General features: G+C 72.8%; 17 protein-coding genes. 7 read left to right on the forward strand and 10 right to left on the reverse strand.

Features of this window, described 5'->3' with window-relative positions; translation table 11 throughout:
- Positions 1–24 precede the first annotated feature (24 nt).
- The 3 genes from ADJ73_RS08890 to aroA form a co-directional block, all read right to left on the reverse strand.
- Positions 25–834 (reverse strand): phosphatase PAP2 family protein, encoded by an 810-nt coding sequence (locus ADJ73_RS08890; RefSeq protein ID WP_050347980.1) that lies wholly within the window; start codon positions 832–834, stop codon positions 25–27.
- A gap of 63 nt (positions 835–897) precedes the next feature.
- On the reverse strand, positions 898–1,962 hold the full coding sequence (gene rsgA, locus ADJ73_RS08895) for a ribosome small subunit-dependent GTPase A (protein WP_050347981.1): 1,065 nt from the start codon (positions 1,960–1,962) through the stop codon (positions 898–900).
- The gene (aroA, locus tag ADJ73_RS08900; protein WP_082176854.1) at positions 1,959–3,380 is read right to left on the reverse strand and encodes a 3-phosphoshikimate 1-carboxyvinyltransferase; all 1,422 of its coding nucleotides are present in this window, start codon (positions 3,378–3,380) and stop codon (positions 1,959–1,961) included. Before aroA ends, rsgA begins: the two co-directional genes overlap by 4 nt.
- 166 nt (positions 3,381–3,546) lie before the next feature.
- Between aroA and ADJ73_RS08905 the strand changes: the two genes are divergently transcribed.
- The 4 genes from ADJ73_RS08905 (at position 3,547) to ADJ73_RS08920 (ending at position 7,648) form a co-directional block, all read left to right on the forward strand.
- Positions 3,547–4,398 (forward strand): SOS response-associated peptidase, encoded by an 852-nt coding sequence (locus tag ADJ73_RS08905; protein ID WP_050347982.1) that lies wholly within the window; start codon positions 3,547–3,549, stop codon positions 4,396–4,398.
- A gap of 195 nt (positions 4,399–4,593) precedes the next feature.
- Positions 4,594–5,217, forward strand: coding sequence for a sigma-70 family RNA polymerase sigma factor (locus ADJ73_RS08910; protein ID WP_082177142.1), 624 nt, complete (start codon positions 4,594–4,596; stop codon positions 5,215–5,217).
- Positions 5,217–5,471 (forward strand): mycothiol system anti-sigma-R factor, encoded by a 255-nt coding sequence (rsrA, locus tag ADJ73_RS08915; protein WP_050347983.1) that lies wholly within the window; start codon positions 5,217–5,219, stop codon positions 5,469–5,471. Before ADJ73_RS08910 ends, rsrA begins: the two co-directional genes overlap by 1 nt.
- A gap of 185 nt (positions 5,472–5,656) precedes the next feature.
- Positions 5,657–7,648 carry an alpha/beta hydrolase gene (locus tag ADJ73_RS08920; protein WP_156188177.1) on the forward strand — a complete coding sequence of 664 codons (1,992 nt, stop codon included), beginning with the start codon at positions 5,657–5,659 and terminating at the stop codon, positions 7,646–7,648.
- A 182-nt stretch (positions 7,649–7,830) separates the two neighbouring features.
- Here ADJ73_RS08920 and ADJ73_RS17910 read toward each other — a convergent pair whose 3' ends face one another.
- From ADJ73_RS17910 to ADJ73_RS08930, 3 genes are all read right to left on the reverse strand, one after another.
- Positions 7,831–7,905: a 50S ribosomal protein bL37 gene (locus tag ADJ73_RS17910; protein ID WP_372490264.1), complete on the reverse strand. Its 75-nt coding sequence runs from the start codon at positions 7,903–7,905 to the stop codon at positions 7,831–7,833.
- A 202-nt stretch (positions 7,906–8,107) separates the two neighbouring features.
- A complete protein-coding gene (gene sodN, locus ADJ73_RS08925; protein ID WP_050347985.1) occupies positions 8,108–8,500 on the reverse strand; it encodes a superoxide dismutase, Ni in 393 nt (130 codons plus the stop codon).
- Positions 8,501–8,610: 110 nt separating this feature from the next.
- The gene (locus tag ADJ73_RS08930; RefSeq protein ID WP_050347986.1) at positions 8,611–8,961 is read right to left on the reverse strand and encodes a S26 family signal peptidase; all 351 of its coding nucleotides are present in this window, start codon (positions 8,959–8,961) and stop codon (positions 8,611–8,613) included.
- Between the two features lie 175 nt (positions 8,962–9,136).
- Here ADJ73_RS08930 and ADJ73_RS08935 point away from each other — a divergent pair, with 175 nt between their 5' ends.
- Positions 9,137–10,102 carry a zinc-binding dehydrogenase gene (locus ADJ73_RS08935; protein ID WP_050347987.1) on the forward strand — a complete coding sequence of 322 codons (966 nt, stop codon included), beginning with the start codon at positions 9,137–9,139 and terminating at the stop codon, positions 10,100–10,102.
- An 85-nt stretch (positions 10,103–10,187) separates the two neighbouring features.
- On the opposite strand, the gene ADJ73_RS08940 is transcribed toward ADJ73_RS08935, so the two are convergent.
- From ADJ73_RS08940 to ADJ73_RS08950, 4 genes are all read right to left on the reverse strand, one after another.
- Positions 10,188–10,742 carry a cytochrome b5 domain-containing protein gene (locus ADJ73_RS08940; protein ID WP_050347988.1) on the reverse strand — a complete coding sequence of 185 codons (555 nt, stop codon included), beginning with the start codon at positions 10,740–10,742 and terminating at the stop codon, positions 10,188–10,190.
- 104 nt (positions 10,743–10,846) lie between these two features.
- A complete protein-coding gene (locus ADJ73_RS08945) occupies positions 10,847–11,512 on the reverse strand; it encodes a GDSL-type esterase/lipase family protein (RefSeq protein WP_441293930.1) in 666 nt (221 codons plus the stop codon).
- 56 nt (positions 11,513–11,568) lie between these two features.
- Positions 11,569–11,742, reverse strand: a complete 174-nt coding sequence (locus tag ADJ73_RS16955; RefSeq protein ID WP_156188178.1) for a DUF6104 family protein — start codon at positions 11,740–11,742, stop codon at positions 11,569–11,571.
- Between the two features lie 117 nt (positions 11,743–11,859).
- Complete coding sequence (locus ADJ73_RS08950; RefSeq protein WP_050347989.1) at positions 11,860–15,726, reverse strand: multifunctional oxoglutarate decarboxylase/oxoglutarate dehydrogenase thiamine pyrophosphate-binding subunit/dihydrolipoyllysine-residue succinyltransferase subunit; 3,867 nt, start codon at positions 15,724–15,726, stop codon at positions 11,860–11,862.
- A gap of 140 nt (positions 15,727–15,866) precedes the next feature.
- Here ADJ73_RS08950 and ADJ73_RS08955 point away from each other — a divergent pair, with 140 nt between their 5' ends.
- Entirely contained in the window at positions 15,867–17,231 is a 1,365-nt protein-coding gene (locus tag ADJ73_RS08955; protein WP_050347990.1) for a hemolysin family protein, read from the forward strand.
- Positions 17,228–18,331: a hemolysin family protein gene (locus ADJ73_RS08960; protein ID WP_050347991.1), complete on the forward strand. Its 1,104-nt coding sequence runs from the start codon at positions 17,228–17,230 to the stop codon at positions 18,329–18,331. Before ADJ73_RS08955 ends, ADJ73_RS08960 begins: the two co-directional genes overlap by 4 nt.
- The last annotated feature ends 4 nt before the right edge of the window (positions 18,332–18,335 follow it).

The raw sequence follows: 18,335 nt of genomic DNA on the forward strand, positions 1-18,335 counted from the left end.
CACGGCGCGCTGCTCGGGCCGGGGTCAGGCGGCCACGCGCTCGTCGGTGCGGCGCGAGTGGTGACGCACCAGCGTGAGCCAGAGCCGGTGGCAGGTGACCAGCACCGTGACCCACGCGAGCCCCAGCAGCCAGCCGCACACCACGTCGGTGAACCAGTGGTGACCGAGGAAGACCCGGGACAGGCCCATCGCCGCCACCCACAGCACCGCCAGGACCAGCACGAGGGTGCGGGTCCGCTTGCGGTGCAGGTGGGTCAGCAGCAGGTAGGTCAGCACCCCGATGATGACCGTCGTGTTGAGCGTGTGCCCGGAGGGAAAGCTGGCCGAGTGCTCGTAGGGCGGGACCGCGTCGGCCAGCGGGGGGCGCACCCGGCCGACGAGCTGCTTGCCGAGGATGGTCATGGCGAGCGACCCCGCCGCGGCGAGCACCGTGAGGAGCAGCGGAGCCCAGGACCGCCAGGTGAGGGCGGCGATCGCCACCAGGGCCAGGGACAGGACGGGCATCCCGACCGGGCCGCCGATGTCGGTGAAGGTGGTCAGCGCGCTGTCGAGGCCGGCGGAGCGGTGGCTGAGGGCCAGGTCGAGCACCGGCCGGTCCAGGCCGGCGACCCCGTCGCCGGCGACGACCGCCTCGTAGGTCTCGGCCGCGCCTGCCGTGAGCGTCAGCGTCACGAGGAGCCCCAGCGCGAGGGTGGCGAGCAGGACCCAGGTGCCGAGGGTCCAGGTGGAGGCGCGGGTGACGGCGCGGGCGAGGGACCGCCCGGCCGGGGTGCGCCAGTGGGTGAGGTCGCGTTCGCCGATCGTCTCCTCGAACGGACGTCGTTGCAGGTCCATCCGGCCAGTGTGGCTCACCGTGCGGCTGACGCGGTGGGTTGGCGCGGCGGCGCGCCGCGCCGGCTACTCGTCGGCGCCGGACCGGGCACGCAGCAACCGACGCAGCGAGTCCAGGCGGGCGGCACCCCCGGGGCCCGCCTGACCGGAGGCGACCCAGGCGTCCAGTGCGCACTCCTCCTCGTCGTGCGTGCAGCCACGCGGGCACTCGGCGGTCCCCGGCGCCAGGTCGGGGAAGTGGTCGATGATCCGCGCCAGGTCGACGTGCGCCAGCCCGAAGCTGCGCACCCCGGGGGTGTCGACGACCCAGCCGTCGTCGTCCGGCAGCCGCAGCGCCACCGCCGACGTGGACGTGTGCCGCCCCCGGCCCGTGACGTCGTTGACGTGCCCCGTGGCCCGCTGCGCCTGCGGGACGAGCAGGTTGACCAGGGTGGACTTGCCGACGCCGCTGTGACCGACCAGGACGCTGACCCGGCCGCTGAGGGCGGCGCGGAGCTCGTCGACGCCGTGGGTGTGGGCGAGCAGCTCCGGCAGCGTGGCGCCGACGGCCAGCTCGTCGGTGTCCGGCAGGGTGGACGTGGCGATGCACCGGACCTGCAGGTTGGCGTAGGCCGCGGCGAAGGGTGCCGGGTCGACGAGGTCCGCCTTGGTCAGCACGAGGATGGGCTCCAGCCCCGCGTCGTAGGCGGCGACCAGGCAGCGGTCGATCATCCGCGGGCGCGGCTCGGGGTTGGCCAGGGCGGTCACCACCACCAGCTGGTCGACGTTGGCGACGATCACCCGCTCGACCGGGTCGGTGTCGTCGGCGGTGCGACGCAGCACCGAGCTGCGCTGGTGCTGGCGCACGATCCGGGCCAGGTGGTCGGGGCCGCCGCGCAGGTCGCCGACCAGCCCCACCCGGTCGCCGACGACGATGCCCTTGCGGCCGAGCTCGCGTGCCTTCATGGCCGTGACGATGCGCTCGCCCGGGCCGCCCTCGTCCACGAGCGTGGTGTAGCGGCCCCGGTCGACGGCCGTCACCAGCGCGTCCACCGCGTCGTCGTGGGCGGGACGGTCCTTGGTGCGGGGCCGGGAGCCGCGCCGGTTGGGGCGGATCCGGACGTCGCTCTCGTCGTAGGACCGTCGGCTCACGGGCGCCGCCCGCGCGAGGCGCCCGAGAAGAAGCCGGCCCGCTCGGTGGCCGACGCCACCTGGGTGCCCTCGGCCACGAAGGTCGACCAGCGTCGCACGAAGTCGGGCAGCGTCTTGGTGGTGGTGGCGACGTCCTCGATGACGATGTCCGGGACGCGCAGCCCGAGGACGGCAGCGGCCATCGCCATACGGTGATCGGCGTAGGTGCGGAACAGGCCGCCGTGCAGGGGCCGGGGATGGATGACCAGCCCGTCGTCGGTCTGCGCGACATCTCCGCCGAGGCGGCCGAGCTCGGTGGCGAGGGCCGCGATGCGGTCGGTCTCGTGGTGGCGGATGTGGCCAACCCCGCGGATCCGGGTGGGGGAGTCGGCGAGGGCGGCGACGGCGGCGACGACCGGGGTCAGCTCGCTGGCGTCGTGCAGGTCCACGTCGATGCCGTGTAGGGCGCGCCCCGTGACGGTGAGCCCGTCGCGGTCCAGCTCGACGTCGGCCCCCATCTGCTCGAAGACGAGACGGACGTGGTCCCCGGCCTGCGTCGTGAACCGCGGCCACCCCGGCACATGCACCCGGCCGCCGGTGACGAGGGCGGCCGCCAGGAACATCGCGGCGTTGGACAGGTCGGGCTCGACGGTGACGTCCAGGGCGTTGATCTCGCACGGGTCGACCCGCCAGGTCTCGGGCTCGGAGTCGTCGACCATGACGCCCGCGTCCCGCAGCGCCTCCACCGTCATCTGGATGTGGGGCACGCTCGGCAGCGTGCTCCCGACGTGGTGCACGGTGACGCCGTGGTCGAACCGCGCGCCGGACAGCAGCAGCGCCGACACGAACTGGCTGCTGCCCGAGGCGTCGACCGTGACGGTGCCACCGCGCACCGACCCGGTGCCCCGGACCGTGAAGGGCATCGCGCCGCGACCGCCGTCGTCGACCTCGGCGCCCAGGTCGCGCAGCGCCTGCAGCACCGGGCCCACCGGGCGGGTCCGCGCCTGCGGGTCGCCGTCGAAGGTCACGGGGCCGTCCGCCAGCGCCGCCGCCGGCGGCAGGAAGCGCATGACCGTGCCTGCGAGCCCGACGTCCAGGTGCGCCGGGCCGCGCAGCGGGGCGGGCTCGATGATCCAGTCGGGGCAGTCCGCGTCGTCGCCCTCGTGGTCGCGGACGTCGACGCCGAGGTCACGCAGGGCCTGCGCCATCAGCAGCGTGTCGCGCGACCGCAGCGGCCGGCGGATCCGCGAGGTGTCGTTGGCCAGCGCCGCGAGCACCAGGAAACGGTTGGTGATGGACTTGCTGCCGGGCAGGACCGCGGTCGCGTCGACCGAGGTCGTCACGGTCGGCGCCGGCCAGTCGGCCGGGTGGGTGGCACCGGGGGGTGAGGACGCGGGCGTGAGGAAGGCCGGATGGTCGGAGTCCGCGGAGGCAGTCAACAAGGGTCCTAGGTCGAGGTGCAGATGCTGGCCCCAGCGTAGTCAATGAGGCCGCGCGACGGCACGGGGTCGGGCGGGGGCGTCGGGTCGGGCGGGGGCGCCGGGTTCGGGGGAACGGCATACGGACGACGCCCCGGCGAGGGCCGGAGCCGTCATGATGGGTCACATGTGTGGTCGGTATGCCGCGAGCAAGGACGTCGCCGAGCTGGTCGAGGTGCTGGACGTCGACGAGGACCGGACCGGGGAACCGGTCCGCACGGCCGCGTCGCCCGACGCGCAGCCCGCCGGGGTGACCCCCAACTACAACGTGGCCCCGACCACGCTGGCGCCGATTGTGGTCACCCGTCACCCCAAGGGGGGTGACAAGGGGGACGAGCAGCACGAGCAGGACGCGCGCCCCACCCGCCAGCTGCGGATGCTCGCCTGGGGCCTGGTCCCGGCCTGGGCGAAGGACCCCTCGGTGGGCACGCGCATGATCAACGCCCGCGCGGAGACGCTGCTCGCCAAGCCCGCCTACGCGAAGGCCGCGGCTGCCCGACGCTGCCTGATCCCCGCGGACGGCTACTACGAGTGGCAGCGGTCCCCGTCGGCGGTGGACGCCAAGGGTAAGCCGCGCAAGCAGCCGTTCTACATCCACCGCGCCGACGGGGCGCCGGTGGTGATGGCGGGGCTGTACGAGTTCTGGCGGGACCGGTCCGTGCCCGACGGGGACCCCGGCGCGTGGCTCACCACCTACTGCGTGATCACCACCGGCGCCGACCCCGACATGGCGACGATCCACGACCGGCAGCCCCTCGTCCTCGAGCCCGACCAGTGGGCCGACTGGCTCGACCCCGACGCCCGCGCCCCGGAGCACGTGCAGCCCTACCTCGACTTCGCCGAGCCGGGCAGGTTGGAGGCGTATGCCGTGAGCACCGCCGTCAACAACGTGCGCAACAACGGCCCGCAGCTGCTGGACCCGGCTCCGGCCGACCAGCTCGAGGGGGTCGTCGACCCGACCACGGGCGAGGTGCTGTGAGGGACGGGTGACCCGAGGCGGGCCGCGAGCAGCGGGGGCCGGGGGCGGGAATGCGTCCCGGACCCCCGAGGTTGACCGAGGGGTCCGACCGCCCGAGGAGTTGCTGTGCTCGTCACCCCCGTCCTGCCCACCGCGGACCACCCGTCGCTGGACATCGCCCACCGGCCAGGAGCCGCGGGACTAGGCTTGGCCCCGATGACTGACATCGACGTGGCTACCGAGACCGTCGCGGAGCGACAGGCGCGCTTCGAGGCGGAGGCGCTGCCGTTCCTCGACCAGCTCTACAGCGCGGCGCTGCGGATGACCCGCAACCCGGCCGACGCCGAGGACCTGGTGCAGGAGACCTTCGCCAAGGGCTACGGAGCGTTCCACCAGTACAAGCCGGGCACCAACCTCAAGGCCTGGTTGTACCGCATCATGACCAACGCCTACATCAACAGCTACCGCAAGAAGCAGCGCGAGCCCCAGCAGTCCGACTCCTCGGAGATCGAGGACTACCAGCTCGCCCGCGCCGGCTCGCACACGTCGATGGGCAACCGCTCCGCCGAGATGGAGGCCCTGGACCACCTGCCCGACAGCGACGTGAAGCGGGCGCTGCAGGAGATCCCCGAGGACTTCCGGCTGGCGGTGTACCTCGCCGACGTGGAGGGCTTCGCCTACAAGGAGATCGCGGAGATCATGGGCACCCCCATCGGGACCGTGATGTCGCGGCTGCACCGGGGGCGTCGCCAGCTGCGCGACCTGCTCACCGACTACGCCATCGAGCGTGGTTTCGTCACCCCGGAGCCGGCCTCCGCCACGGACGGGGAGGAGCGGTGATGGGCGACCACATGGACTGCTCCAACTTCATGGACCACGTCTTCGAGTACCTCGACGGGGAGCTCACCGACGAGGAGGCGACGGAGTTCGCCCGCCACGTCCGCGAGTGCCCGCCCTGCCTCGACGAGTACCACCGCGACCAGGCGCTCAAGGCGCTGATCCGCCGCGGGTGCGCCTGCGAGGCCGCGCCCGTGCAGCTGCGCACCCAGATCATCGCCAGCTTCACCAGCATCACCATCGAGTACGGCCGGTAGGCCCTCACCGCCGTGGGTGACAGGCCCGACGCGAGCGAGCACCCGTCGGGCGGGGCGGGACCGGCATACGGGCCAGGCTGCCATCCTGGAGCCGTCCTGCGGCGTCGTAGCAGTGACGAGCCGCGGCGACCAGGCAGGGAGATGGGATAGAACTCACCGGGGGACTCTTCGTCACGCTCACGGTGGTGGTGTCGGTCCTGGCCATCGTCGCCGGAGCCGTCGTCGGAGGGATGACCCGCAGGACGCTCGGAGGGCTCCTCGTGCGGCTGCTCGTGCAGCTGCTCGTGGTGCTGCTGTCGGTGATCGGGGTCGCCGCCGTCCTCAACGCCCAGAACCAGTGGTACGTCGACTGGGGTGACCTGACCGGCACCAACAACCACGCCGCGCACGCCAGCACGACCGGAGGCTCCGCGGCGTCCGCGCTCGGGGGCGCCACCGCCCCGGCCACGCCGACGACGAAGCGCCCGCCCCTGCCGCCCCTGCCCAACCCCGGCGAGCGGGTGCAGACCTTCACCGTCAAGGGGGCCGCCAGCGGGCTCACCGGCCGGATCGTGGTCCTGCTGCCGGACCGCTACAGCGACCCGGCGCAGGCGACGCGGGACTACCCGGTGCTGGTCACCACGCACGGCTACCCCGGCAACCCCGAGCAGTGGCTCGACGCGATGCAGGGCGCCCAGCGGGTCGACGCCGCCGCCGGGCGGGGCAAGGTCGCGCCGCTGCTGCTGGTGTCGCCCCAGCTCGACTTCCCCAAGGGCGCCGACTCCGAGTGCGTGGACGCGCCGGGCGGGGCCAAGGTCGAGACCTGGCTGGCCAAGGACGTGCCGGAGTTCGTCCGCACCCACCTGCGGGCCCGCACCGACCGGGCGTCGTGGAGCGCGGCCGGGTTCTCCACCGGGGGCTACTGCGCGGCCCTCGCGACGGTCAAGCACCCGGACACCTACGGCAGCGGCATCGTGCTCGGCGGCTACGGCCGGCCGGCGTTCGGTGGCCCGTCGCCGCTGCGCACCCCGCAGCAGAAGGCCGCCTACGACCTGCCCGCGATCATGCGCGCCAGCAAGCCGCCCGTGGCGCTGTGGGTGCAGTCCTCCGACAGCGACGAGGTGTCCTACCGCTCCAGCAAGGAGCTCGGCGCCGCCGCCGCCGCACCGACCTCGGTGACGATGGTGATGGCCAACGGCACGGTGCACCGCACCGCCGTGTGGTCCGCCTACTTCGCCCAGGCCCTGGAGTGGCTGGGCACGACCGTGCCGGGCTTCTCACCCGCCGCGGCCTCGGCCGCCCCCACCGCGCCGGCCTCGACGCCCGCCGCGGCACCGAGCACCCCGGCAGGCGCCCTCGCGGCCCTGCCGGGCGGCGCGCCCCGCAGCACCCCGCCCGGCTTCCAGCAGCTGCCCGTCTCCCACGGTCGGCTGCTCAAGACCACCCTCGCGGGCAAGGCCTCCGGCGTGATCATGCCGGTATGGGTGTGGCTGCCGCCCGCCTACGACGACCCGGCGCAGGCGAACACCCGCTTCCCGGTGGCGATGCTCTTCCCCGGCGGAGACGGGGCCGACTACACCCAGTGGTACGACTTCGGCCAGCCCAAGCTCATCGCCGAGGGGGCCGCGGCCGGCCGGATCAGCCCGTTCGTGATGGTGATGCCCGCGCTGCAGGTGAGCAAGAAGCTCGACACGGAGTGCACCGACCTGCCCGGCCAGCCCAAGGTGGAGACCTTCTTCACCCAGGACGTCGTCGCGATGGCCACCGGGACCTTCCGGGTGCTGCCGCAGCGCACCGCGTGGGCCGTCGGGGGAGCCTCGAGCGGCGCCTACTGCGCGAGCCGGCTCGGCTTCGCCCACCCCGACCGGTTCTCGACCGTGGCGTCGCTGTCCGGCTACTTCGTGATCGACAGCAACGTCCCCGCCGGCCGCACCCCGGCGGCCCGCGCCACCAGCCCCAAGGTCATCGCGGCCGGCTCCAACCCGCCCGCCGTGACGCTGCGCAACTGGGTGGGCGACAACGCCGAGGAGCAATACTCCACGCAGCTCTACAACGCCTTCGCGGCGGGCGTCCGGCCGCCCACCGACGTCAGCCTGGCGCGAGGCCACGGCGGCCACGACTGGAAGTCCTTCCGGACCTGGCTGCCCGACGTCTTCACCTGGCTCACCGGGCGCCTGGACCGCCCCTCGGCCGGCTGATCCTGCCGCGCTGCGCGCGATTCGCCGTATGCCGCCTGCCCGTATGCCGCCTGCCCGTGTCCGGCCCGCCGGTATGCGCCAGCCGGTATGCCGCCAGCCGGTGTGCCGGGGCGGCCGCCCGCATGACGAAGGCCCCCGTCCCGCTCCAGCGGGTGGGGGCCTTGTGCGGCCGGTGCCGACGCTCAGGCGTTGGGCTTGCGGCCGTGGTTGGCGCCGTTCTTCTTGCGGGCGCGACGCTTGCGGGCACGCTTGCTCATGAGGACTCCTCAGGATCGGGATCGGGTCACGTGGCCCGGGACGGGCCTCAACGCACCATTGTCGCACAAAGCGGGAGACGGCCGCGACGCGCGCCGGTGGCCCGGAGGGCGGGCGTGGGCGGCATACGGCCGGGGTGTCGGCCCGGGTGACATGCTCGACGGCCCCGCGGGAGGGGTGCGGGGCCGTCGGAGCGGGGCGGTGTCAGCCCTTCTTGGTCTCGGCGAAGATCGCGGCGATCTCGTCGATCTTGGCGAGCAGCTCGTCGGCCTTGCTGACGTCCCACTCACCCTTGGTGCCGGACGCGCCCGCCAGCTTGGTGGCCTCGTTGACGAGGGTGTGCAGCTGCGGGAACTTCTCGAAGTGCGGCGGCTTGAAGTAGTCGGTCCACAGCACCCACAGGTGCTCCTTGACCAGCTGGGAGCGCTGCTCCTTGATGATGGTGGCGCGGATCTTGAAGTCGGGGTCGGCGTTGTCGGCGACCTTCTCCATGATGGCCTTGACCGACTGGGCCTCGATGCGGGCCTGTGCGGGGTCGTAGACGCCACAGGGCAGGTCGCAGTGCGCAGACACCTCGACGGGGGCGAACGTGAACATCTTGAGTTCCTTTCGCGACGACGGATGCGTGACCGGAACGTCACGACACAGCCAACCTAACCTGATCGGCAGCCCGGCTGCGATCCTGCAGGCGAGTTGCAACTGCCGCGTCAGGCGGTGGGGCGGGTCAGGCGCGGCCACCGTCGCAGCAGCGCGGTCGGCACCCGCTTGAGGACCAGGCCCTCGATGTCGTCGTCGCTGAGCGCGCCCACGTGCCAGGAGTCGATGCCCTCGCGGGGGTTGTCGCGCTCCACCCACCAGCCCTGGCGCGTCTTGGGGTCGCGGCCGGTGACGCGCTTGACCGACAGCGGGCGGGGGCCCTGCTCGCCGTCCGGGAGCCGCACGACGGCGAGCCGGCCGATGCGCGGACGCGCACCGAAGGCCACCAGCAGCCAGTCGCCCTCGTGCAGGGTCGGCTCCATGGACCGGCCACGGACGACGGCGAAGCCGAGGTGAGGCATCGAGACCTCCCGGGGAGGGGCGGGACGGGGCGGCCCGATCCTATGTCCCGCGCGGCCCGACGGCCCAGCGGGCCCGGCGCGAGGGATCGCGAGCGGCCCCGCGGGGTGCCGGTGTGGTGGGCCGCACGCCGGGGAGGGGCTGCGCCGGAGGTCGGGCTGGCATAGGTTCGAGGGCATGCTCGCTGCCTACGCCGCCCGCCAGTCCACCGACGACCCGCTCTCCGGCCTGGAGGTCGGCGAGCGACCCGAGCCGCAGGCCCGGCCCGGGTGGACCACCGTGCGGTTGCGCACCTCCGGGCTCAACCACCACGACCTGTGGTCCCTGCAGGGGGTGGGGCTGCCGGCGGAGCGGCTCCCCATGATCCTGGGGTGCGACGGGGCCGGCGTGACCGAGGACGGTCAGGAGGTCATCGTGCACGCGGTGGTCGCCAGCGATGGCTGGCGCGGCGACGAGACCCTCGACCCCCGCCGGACCCTGCTGTCGGAGCTGCACCCGGGCACGATGGCCGAGCTCGTCGCGGTCCCCAGCCACAACCTCGTCGCGCGGCCGGCCGCGTTGCCGTGGGAGCACGCGGCGTGCCTGTCGACCGCGTGGCTGACCGCCTACCGGATGCTCTTCACCAACGCCGGGGTCCAGCCGGGGTCGCTGGTGCTCGTGCAGGGCGCGGGCGGGGGTGTCGCGACCGCGCTGGTGCAGCTGGGCGCGGCGGCGGGGCTGCGGGTGTGGGTCACCTCGCGGGACGAGGCCAAGCGCCGGCGGGCGCTCGAGCTGGGCGCGGCCGAGGCCTTCGGGTCGGGGGAGCGCCTCCCGGAGCGCGTCGACGCGGTGCTGGACACGGTGGGCGCCGCGGTCTGGAAGCACTCGATCAAGTCGCTGGTGCCCGGCGGCACGCTCGTCACCGCGGGCGCCACCTCCGGCGACCCCGACCGGACCCAGCTGACCGACATCTTCTTCCGACAGCTGCGCGTGGTCGGCTCCACGATGGGCAACCGGGGCGAGCTCGAGCGGCTCGCCAGGTTCGTCGCGGACCACCGGATCGAGCCTGCGGTCGACTCGACCTTCCCGCTCGGCGAGGCGCGACGTGGGTTCGAGCGGATGGCGGGGGAGGACCTCTTCGGCAAGGTCATCTTCACGCACTGACCAGCGCGTATGCCGAGAGCGCCGCCCCCCGGTGGGGGCGGCGCTCTCGGTGCAGGGGTGGCGTCGCTGCTCGGTGCCCGACGGGCTACTTGGCCAGCGTGCCGATGCGGAAGGACGCGAGGCGCTGCTTGGCGGTGGCGTTGCTGCCGTGCTGCGCGGTGAACTGCGCCGTCGCGTCGGTCCCGCACAGCGCCGTGATGCGGGCCGGGCCGCCCGGGTGCTGGTTGATCCACGACGTCAGGTCGTAGACCCCGCCGTCGATGGCGGCCCAGCAGGAGCTGGCGTTGTCGTGGTCGTTGACGACCGCGAAGGGATAGGTCCGGGCGGTCGCGGACGCCGAGCCGGCCGCGGTGGTGCTCGACGCGGACGCGGTCGGCGAGGAGGAGGTGCCCGTTGAGGTGGCCGACGGGGCGGCACCGCTGGACGAGGCGGCCGGGCTCGAAGCGGCCGAGGTGGTGGCAGAGGCGGCCATCGTGCTCGAGGGGCTCGACGTGCTCGACGGGCTCGGGGCGGACGTCGTGGACGTGGTGCTGGTCGTCGTGGTGGCGCTGGTCGTCTCGGACCCGCAGGCCGTGAGGGACGTCGCGGCGGCCAGGGCACCGGCAGCCAGGGCGAGGGAGGTGCGCAGGGCGCGGGACATCGTGACTCCTTCCGCGGGCGCTGGGTGCGCGCGCAGGACCACCCTAGAGCCGGATCCTCGTCACAGCGGGTAACGGCGCATCAGGGAGATGCAGTCGTGAGGTGTCAGCGCGCCAGCCGCATCCAGGAGTCCCAGCCCCCGTGCAGCACGAGCCACGCGATGAGGCCGTAGCCGGCCTGGCCGGGGTGGAAGCCGTCGCCCGTGGCGTCCAGGTCGGCGATCCACTGGTCGTGCCCTTGCAGCGGGCGGAAGCAGTCGACGAAGGGGACGCCGCGGCGCGCGCACACGTCGGCCTGCGCCTCCGTCACGATCTCCAGCGTGGCGTTGAAGGTGGCGTCGTTGGTCGGGGTGGAGCCGACCACGAAGGCCGCGATGCCCTGGGCCTGCGCGTCGTCGAGGATGTTGGCGAGGTTGAGGCGCGAGCGGGCCGTGGTGATGCCGGTCAGCACGTCGCTGTGCCCCACCCCGATGACCAGACGGCGCTCGGCGCGCCCCTTCCACCGCGGCGGGCACTCCGTGCGCCACCGGGCCAGCACGTCGGCGGACGAGTCGCCCCGGATGCCGAGGTTGTAGGCCGACAGCTGCACGTCCGGGTGCTGGCTGCGGGACACCACCCGCGACACCCAGCCCAGCCCCTTGGGGTCGCCGTAGCCGGCCACGAAGGAGTCCCCGATGAAGACCAGGCCGACGTCGCGCGGACCGTGGTCCCCGTCGACCGAGGCCACGTGCGAGGGGGACGGGTTGAACGTCTGCTGGTCGCGGAACACCACGAGCGTTTCCTTGTCTGTCGGTCGTCGGTCGTCGGCGGGAAGGAGCCGGTCGGGGGTCAGTCGTCGTCGTCGAGCCGGGCCAGCCAGGTGGCGAGCCGCTCGACCGGGACCTCGAACTCGGGGTTGAGGTCGACGAAGGTGCGCAGCTGCTCGGACAGCCACTCGAACGTCAGGTCCTCGTCGCCCCGGCGGTGCTCGAGCTCCTCGATGCCACGATCGGTGAAGTACACGCCCACATTGTGCCCCATGGCCGGGGCGGGGCCGTGGCACGGCATACCGGCCTCGGCCCCGCCCGCCGAGGCGGACGGGGCCGAGGGGGCCGCAGGTCAGGCCGGGTCAGGGCAGCGTCAGCGCCGGAAGGCCCGGTCGATGAGGTCCGCCTGCTCCACGGCGTGGGCCTTGGAGGAGCCGGTCGACGGAGCGGCCGACGCCGGCCGGCTGACCAGCCGGAAGGTCCGCGTCTCGCCGTGGCGGGACAGCAGCTCGGGAGCGGTCAGCGCGACATACGGCCAGGTGCCCTGGTTGGCGGGCTCGTCCTGGACCCATACGATCTCGGCCTCCGGGTAGGTCGCGAGCGCCGCCGCGAGCTCCTTGGCCGGGAAGGGCGAGATCTGCTCGACCGTCATGATGGCGGTCCGGGAGTCCTCGGCCTTCTGCCGCGCGGCGTCCAGCTCGTAGTAGACCTTGCCGGAGCACAGCAGCACCCGGGTGACCGCGGCCGGGTCGACGCCGGTGCGGTCCGGGATCACCGGCCGGAAGGTGCCGGTCGTGAAGTCCTCCGGCGCGCTCGCCGCCGCCTTGAGGCGCAGCATCGACTTGGGCGTCGCCACGATCAGCGGACGGCGGGGGCGGGCGTAGGCCTGGCGCCGCAGCAGGTGGAAGTAGGACGCCGGGGTGCTCGGGAAGGCCACCGTCATGTTGTCCTGCGCGCACAGCTGCAGGTAGCGCTCGATGCGCGCCGAGGAGTGGTCCGGCCCCTGACCCTCGTAGCCGTGCGGGAGCAGCAGCACGACCGAGCTGCGCTGGCCCCACTTCTGCTCCGAGGAGGAGATGAACTCGTCGACGATGCTCTGGGCGCCGTTGGCGAAGTCGCCGAACTGCGCCTCCCACAGCACCAGCGCGTCCGGGCGCTCGACGGAGTAGCCGTACTCGAAGCCCACGGCGGCGAACTCGCTGAGCAGCGAGTCGTAGACCCAGAACCGGGCCTGGCCCTTGCCCAGGTAGAGCAGCGGGGTCCACTCCTCGGCCGTGCTCTTGTCGATGAGCACCGAGTGGCGCTGCACGAAGGTGCCGCGCCGCGAGTCCTGACCCGCGAGCCGCACCGGGGTGCCCTCCATCAGCAGGGAGCCGAAGGCGATGAGCTCGCCGGTGCCCCAGTCGATCCCGCCGTTGGCGACGGAGTCGGCACGCTTCTCGAGCATCTGACGCAGCTTGGGGTGGACCGTGAAGCCCTCCGGCGTGGCGACGAAGGCCTTGCCGATGTGCATCAGGGTGTCCGGAGAGATCGCCGTCTCCACCATCTTGGCCGGGGCCTTGTCGTCGGCCTCCTGCGCCTCGGGGCGCTCCAGCCCGGCCGGGCCGGAGTCGCGGCCCGCCTTGGCGGCCTTGACCGCCTCGCGCGTCTCCACGAAGACCCGCTCCAGCTGCTGCTGGTAGTCCTGCAGCGCCTCCTCGGCCTGCTCCACCGTGATGTCGCCACGGCCGATCAGGGCCTCGGTGTAGAGCTTGCGGACGCTGCGCTTGGCCTCGATGAGGTTGTACATCAGCGGCTGCGTCATCGACGGGTCGTCGCCCTCGTTGTGGCCACGGCGGCGGTAGCACACCATGTCGATGACGACGTCCTTGGCGAAGCGCTGCCGGAACTCGTAGGCCAGCTCGGCGACCCGCACGCACGCCTCGGGGTCGTCGCCGTTGACGTGGAAGATCGGCGCCTGGATCATCCGCGCGACGTCCGTCGAGTAGACCGACGAGCGCGAGCTGGACGGCGCCGTCGTGAAGCCCACCTGGTTGTTGACGACGATGTGGATCGTGCCGCCGGTGCGGTAGCCCCGCAGCTGCGACAGGTGCAGGGTCTCGGCCACCACGCCCTGACCGGCGAACGCCGCGTCGCCGTGCATGAGGATCGGCAGGACCGTGAAGGCCTCGCCGCCGTGACCGAGGCGGTCCTGCTTGGCCCGCACGATGCCCTCGAGGACCGGGTTGACGGCCTCGAGGTGGGAGGGGTTGGCCGCCAGGTAGACCTTGGTCGCCTTGCCCTCCTCGGAGGTGAAGGTGCCCTCGGTGCCCAGGTGGTACTTGACGTCGCCGGAGCCCTGGACCGACGACGGGTCCTGCACGCCCTCGAACTCCCGGAAGATCTGGCCGTAGCTCTTGCCCGCGATGTTGGCCAGGACGTTGAGGCGACCACGGTGGGGCATGCCGATGCACACCTCGTCCATGGAGTCCTCGGCCGCGCGGGACAGGATGCGGTCCAGCACCGCGATGGCCGACTCGCCTCCCTCGAGGGAGAAGCGCTTCTGCCCCACGAACTTGGTCTGCAGGAAGGTCTCGAAGGCCTCCGCCGCGTTGAGGCGGCGCAGCACCCGCAGCTGCTCCTCGGCCGACTCCTTGTCGTGCTTGACCTCCACGCGGTCCTGGATCCACTCGCGCTGGTCCGGGTCCTGCATGTGCATGTACTCGACACCGATGGTGCGGCAGTAGCTGTCGCGCAGGATCCCCAGGATGTCGCGCAGGTGCATCAGCGGCTTGCCGCCGAAGCCGCCGGTCGCGAACTCCCGCTCCAGGTCCCACAGCGTCAGGCCGTGACGCTCGATGTCCAGGTCGGGGTGGCGACGCTGGATGTACTCCAGCGGGTCGATGTCGGCCATCAGGTGGCCGCGCACCCGGTAGGCGTGGATCAGCTGCTGGACCCGGGCCGTCTTGTTGATGTCGTCCTCGTGGCCGGCGGAGATGTCCCGCACCCAGCGGACCGGCTCGTAGGGGATCCGCAGCGCCGCGAAGATCTCGTCGTAGAAGCCGTGCTGGCCGAGCAGCAGCTCGTGGATGATCTTGAGGAACTCCCCGGACCCCGCGCCCTGGATGATGCGGTGGTCGTAGGTGCTGGTCAGCGTCAGGATCTTGCTGACCGCGTGACGGTTGAGGGTCTCCTGCGCAGCGCCCTGCCACTCGGCGGGGTACTCCAGCGAGCCGACGCCGATGATGGCGCCCTGCCCCTGCATGAGCCGCGGGGTCGAGGAGTTGGTCCCGATGCCCCCGGGGTTGGTCAGCGAGATCGTGGTGCCCGCGAAGTCGTCCACCGTCAGCTTGCCGTTGCGGGCCTTGCGGACGAGCTCCTCGTATGCCGTCCAGAAGTGGACGAAGTCCATGCCCTCGGCCGACTTGATGCTCGGCACCACGAGGGACCGGGTCCCGTCGGGCTTGGGCAGGTCGATGGCGATGCCGAGGTTGACGTGCGCCGGGCGGACCAGCGTCGGCTTGCCGTCCTTGACCGTGAACGAGGTGTTCATGTCCGGCATCGACTGCAGCGCCTTGACCAGCGCGAAGCCGATGATGTGGGTGAAGGAGACCTTGCCGCCGCGGCTGCGCCGCAGGTGGTTGTTGATGACGATGCGGTTGTCGATGAGCGCCTTGGCCGGGACGGCGCGAAGGCTCGTGGCGGTCGGGACCTGCAGGCTGGCGTCCATGTTGGTGACCACGCGGGCGGCCGGGCCCTTGAGGGTGACGACCGTCTCCTGGGTCTGCGGCCCGGGCTGCTTGACCGCGGGGATGTCACGCGGGGTCGGCTGGGCCTGCGCGTCACCGGCGCGGGGGGTGGTGGGGCGGCGGCGGTCGGCCGGCTGCTCGGACACCTTCGCGTCGGCGGCCTTGGTGTCGGTGGCCTTGGTGTCGGCGGCCTTGGTGTCGGTGGCCTTGGTGTCGGTGGCCTTGGTGTCTGAGGTCTTCGTGTCGGAGGGCTTGGCCTCCGGGGCGCGCTTCGAGCCCGTCTGATCCGCCTGATCCGGCTGCTGCGGCTGCTTCGGCTGCTGGGCCTTCGTGGGCTGCGTGGTCGCGTCCGCCTTGGGCGCGGCGGCGGGGGAGTAGTCCTCGAAGAAGGACCACCAGGCCCGGTCGACGGAGTTCTTGTCCTGCTTGTACTGCTCGTACAGCTCGTCCACGAGCCACTGGTTGGCGCCGAAGGACGCCGAGGGGTTGGTGCCGCTGGGGGGCGTTGTCACGGCGGAGATCGCCTCTTTCGTAGTTCGCGTCGACTCTGACCGGCAGCTTGTTCAGCTTTCACCCTATCGTGCACCCGCGGGCCATGCCGGGGAGCGACAACAGGGGGTTCGTCGGTGCCCGCCCGTAGGATCGCAGGACTATGACCGAATGGCTCCTGCTGCTCGCCGCGGTGGCGCTCACCGCGTGCGCGGCGTTCTTCGTGGCCGCCGAGTTCTCGCTCGTCGCCCTGGACCGACCGACGGTGCAGCGGGCGGTCGACGCCGGCGACACCGGCGCGGTCCCGGTGCTCACCTCGCTGCGGTCGCTGTCCACGCAGCTGTCCGCGGCCCAGGTCGGGATCACCTTGACGACCCTGCTCACCGGATTCCTCGCCGAGCCCGCGATCGGGGGGATCATCGACGACCCGCTGCTCTCGGCGGGCGTCCCGGAGGGCGCGGTCCCGGCGGTCGCCACGGCCGTGGCCATGGTGCTCGCCACGCTGGGATCCATGATCGCCGGCGAGCTGGTGCCGCAGTTCCTCGGGCTCTCCGCGCCGCTCGCGACGGCCAAGGTCGTCGCGGGGCCGGTGCGGGTCTTCGGTTTCGTCGCCAAGCCGCTCATCACCGTGCTCAACGGGTCGGCCAATGCCTTCCTGCGCCGCATCGGCATCGAGCCGCAGGAGGAGCTGTCGGCCGCCCGCACCCCCCAGGAGCTGGCCTCGATGGTCCGCCGGTCCGCCGAGGCGGGCACCATCGACCAGGACATCGCCCGGCTGCTGACGCGATCGCTGGACTTCGGCGAGCGCACGGCCGACGACGTGATGACCCCCCGGGTGCGGTGCGAGACCATCGAGCGCACCGCGACCGTCGCGGACGTGCTGACGCTGGCCCGGCGCACCGGTCACTCGCGGTTCCCGGTCATCGGGGAGGACCTGGACGACGTCGACGGCGTGGTCCACGTCAAGCGGGCCCTCGCCGTGCCCCACGAGCGGCGCCAGGAGGTGCCGGTCTCGGCCCTGATGGTGGACGCCCTGCACGTCCCCGAGACGATCCGGCTCGACCCGCTCCTCCTCCTGCTGCGCCGCCAGAGCTTCCAGATGGCCGTCGTGGTGGACGAGTACGGCGGCACCTCCGGCGTCGTCACCCTGGAGGACGTCATCGAGGAGATCGTCGGGGAGGTCGCCGACGAGCACGACCGCCGAGGCCCGCAGGCGCACGAGCGTCGGGACGGCACCTGGGTGGTCCCGGGGCTGTGGCGCACCGACGAGGTGCGGGACCGGGTCGGGGCCGACGTACCGGAGGCCTCCACCTACGAGACGTTGGGTGGTTTCGTCATGGCCCGGCTCGGGCGCGTCCCCCAGGTCGGCGACGAGGTGACCCTGCCCGGCTGGCAGGTCGTCGTCGAGGGGATGGACGGGCGCCGGGTGGACCGGCTGCGGCTGACCGCCCTCGTCCCGGACCCGGCGGACGAGGAGCCCGCGGCCGAGCCCGCCGGCGCGTCCCGCCTCGATCGGGGGGACCGATGAGCACCTCCGTGGCGCTGTGGATCTCCGTCTTCCTGCTCTTCGGCAACGCCTTCTTCGTGGGGGCCTCCTTCGCCGTCATGGCCGCCCGCCGGTCCCAGCTCGAGCCGCTGGCGGAGCAGGGCTCGGGTGCCGCGCGCCGCTGCCTGGAGGCGCTGGAGCAGGTGGCGGCCATGCTCGTCTGCGCGCAGCTCGGCATCACCGTCTGCTCGCTCGGGCTCGGCGCGCTCGCGGAGGTGGCGCTGCACCACGTCTTCGAGGGGTGGCTGCACGCCCTGCACCTGTCGCCCTCCCTGGCCGCGCCGCTCGCCCTGGCCCTCGCGCTGCTCCTCGTGGTCTACCTGCACGTCGTGGTCGGCGAGATGATCCCCAAGAACCTCGCCATCGCGGGCCCCGAGCGCGCCGCCCTGCTCCTCGTGCCCGCGCTGCTGGCCGTCACCACCGTGCTGCGCCCCTTCATCTGGGTGATGGAGCGGCTGGCCAAGGCCATCATCCGCGCCTTCGGCGTGGAGCCCAAGGACGAGCTGGCCTCGACCTTCACCGCCCAGGAGGTGGGGGAGATCGTGGCCGAGAGCCACCGCGAGGGCCTGCTCGAGGAGGACCAGCACGGGCTGGTGCGGGGTGCGCTGGAGTTCAGCGACCGGGTCGCGGGCGAGGTCGCGGTGCCGCTGGCCGACGTGGTGTCCCTGGCCGAGGGTGCGACCCCCGAGGACCTCGAGCGCCTGGTCGCCAAGCACGGCTACTCCCGCTACCCCGTCACGGACGGCGACGGCGACATCGTCGGCTACGTCCACCTCAAGGACATCCTCTACGCCCGGGAGGAGGACTTCGACGAGCCGATCCCCGCCAAGCGCATCCGGCGGCTCGCGACCGTGCGGGCCGGGGACGAGGTGGAGGACGTGCTCGCGACCATGCAGCGCACGGGTCGGCACCTGGCGCAGGTCCTCGACGAGGCCGACGAGCGCCGCGTCACCGGGATCGTCTTCCTCGAGGACGTGCTCGAGGAGCTCGTCGGAGAGGTGTCCGACCAGTCGCAGCGCACCGTGGAGCGCGTGGCCCGGGTGCGCGAGGCCGCGGCACGCATCGCGGCCGACCCGTCGTGACCGC

The organism is Arsenicicoccus sp. oral taxon 190, assembly GCF_001189535.1.
Lineage (GTDB): Bacteria > Actinomycetota > Actinomycetes > Actinomycetales > Dermatophilaceae > Arsenicicoccus.

Bases quoted from the DNA above. Each gene is read 5' to 3' on its own strand.
- ADJ73_RS08890 (WP_050347980.1), bottom strand. From the start codon at position 834: ATGGACCTGCAACGACGTCCGTTCGAGGAGACGATCGGCGAACGCGAC.
- ADJ73_RS08905 (WP_050347982.1), top strand. From the start codon at position 3,547: ATGTGTGGTCGGTATGCCGCGAGCAAGGACGTCGCCGAGCTGGTCGAG.
- ADJ73_RS08910 (WP_082177142.1), top strand. From the start codon at position 4,594: ATGACTGACATCGACGTGGCTACCGAGACCGTCGCGGAGCGACAGGCG.
- rsrA (WP_050347983.1), top strand. From the start codon at position 5,217: ATGGGCGACCACATGGACTGCTCCAACTTCATGGACCACGTCTTCGAG.
- sodN (WP_050347985.1), bottom strand. From the start codon at position 8,500: ATGTTCACGTTCGCCCCCGTCGAGGTGTCTGCGCACTGCGACCTGCCC.
- ADJ73_RS08930 (WP_050347986.1), bottom strand. From the start codon at position 8,961: ATGCCTCACCTCGGCTTCGCCGTCGTCCGTGGCCGGTCCATGGAGCCG.
- ADJ73_RS08935 (WP_050347987.1), top strand. From the start codon at position 9,137: ATGCTCGCTGCCTACGCCGCCCGCCAGTCCACCGACGACCCGCTCTCC.
- ADJ73_RS08940 (WP_050347988.1), bottom strand. From the start codon at position 10,742: ATGTCCCGCGCCCTGCGCACCTCCCTCGCCCTGGCTGCCGGTGCCCTG.
- ADJ73_RS08955 (WP_050347990.1), top strand. From the start codon at position 15,867: ATGACCGAATGGCTCCTGCTGCTCGCCGCGGTGGCGCTCACCGCGTGC.
- ADJ73_RS08960 (WP_050347991.1), top strand. From the start codon at position 17,228: ATGAGCACCTCCGTGGCGCTGTGGATCTCCGTCTTCCTGCTCTTCGGC.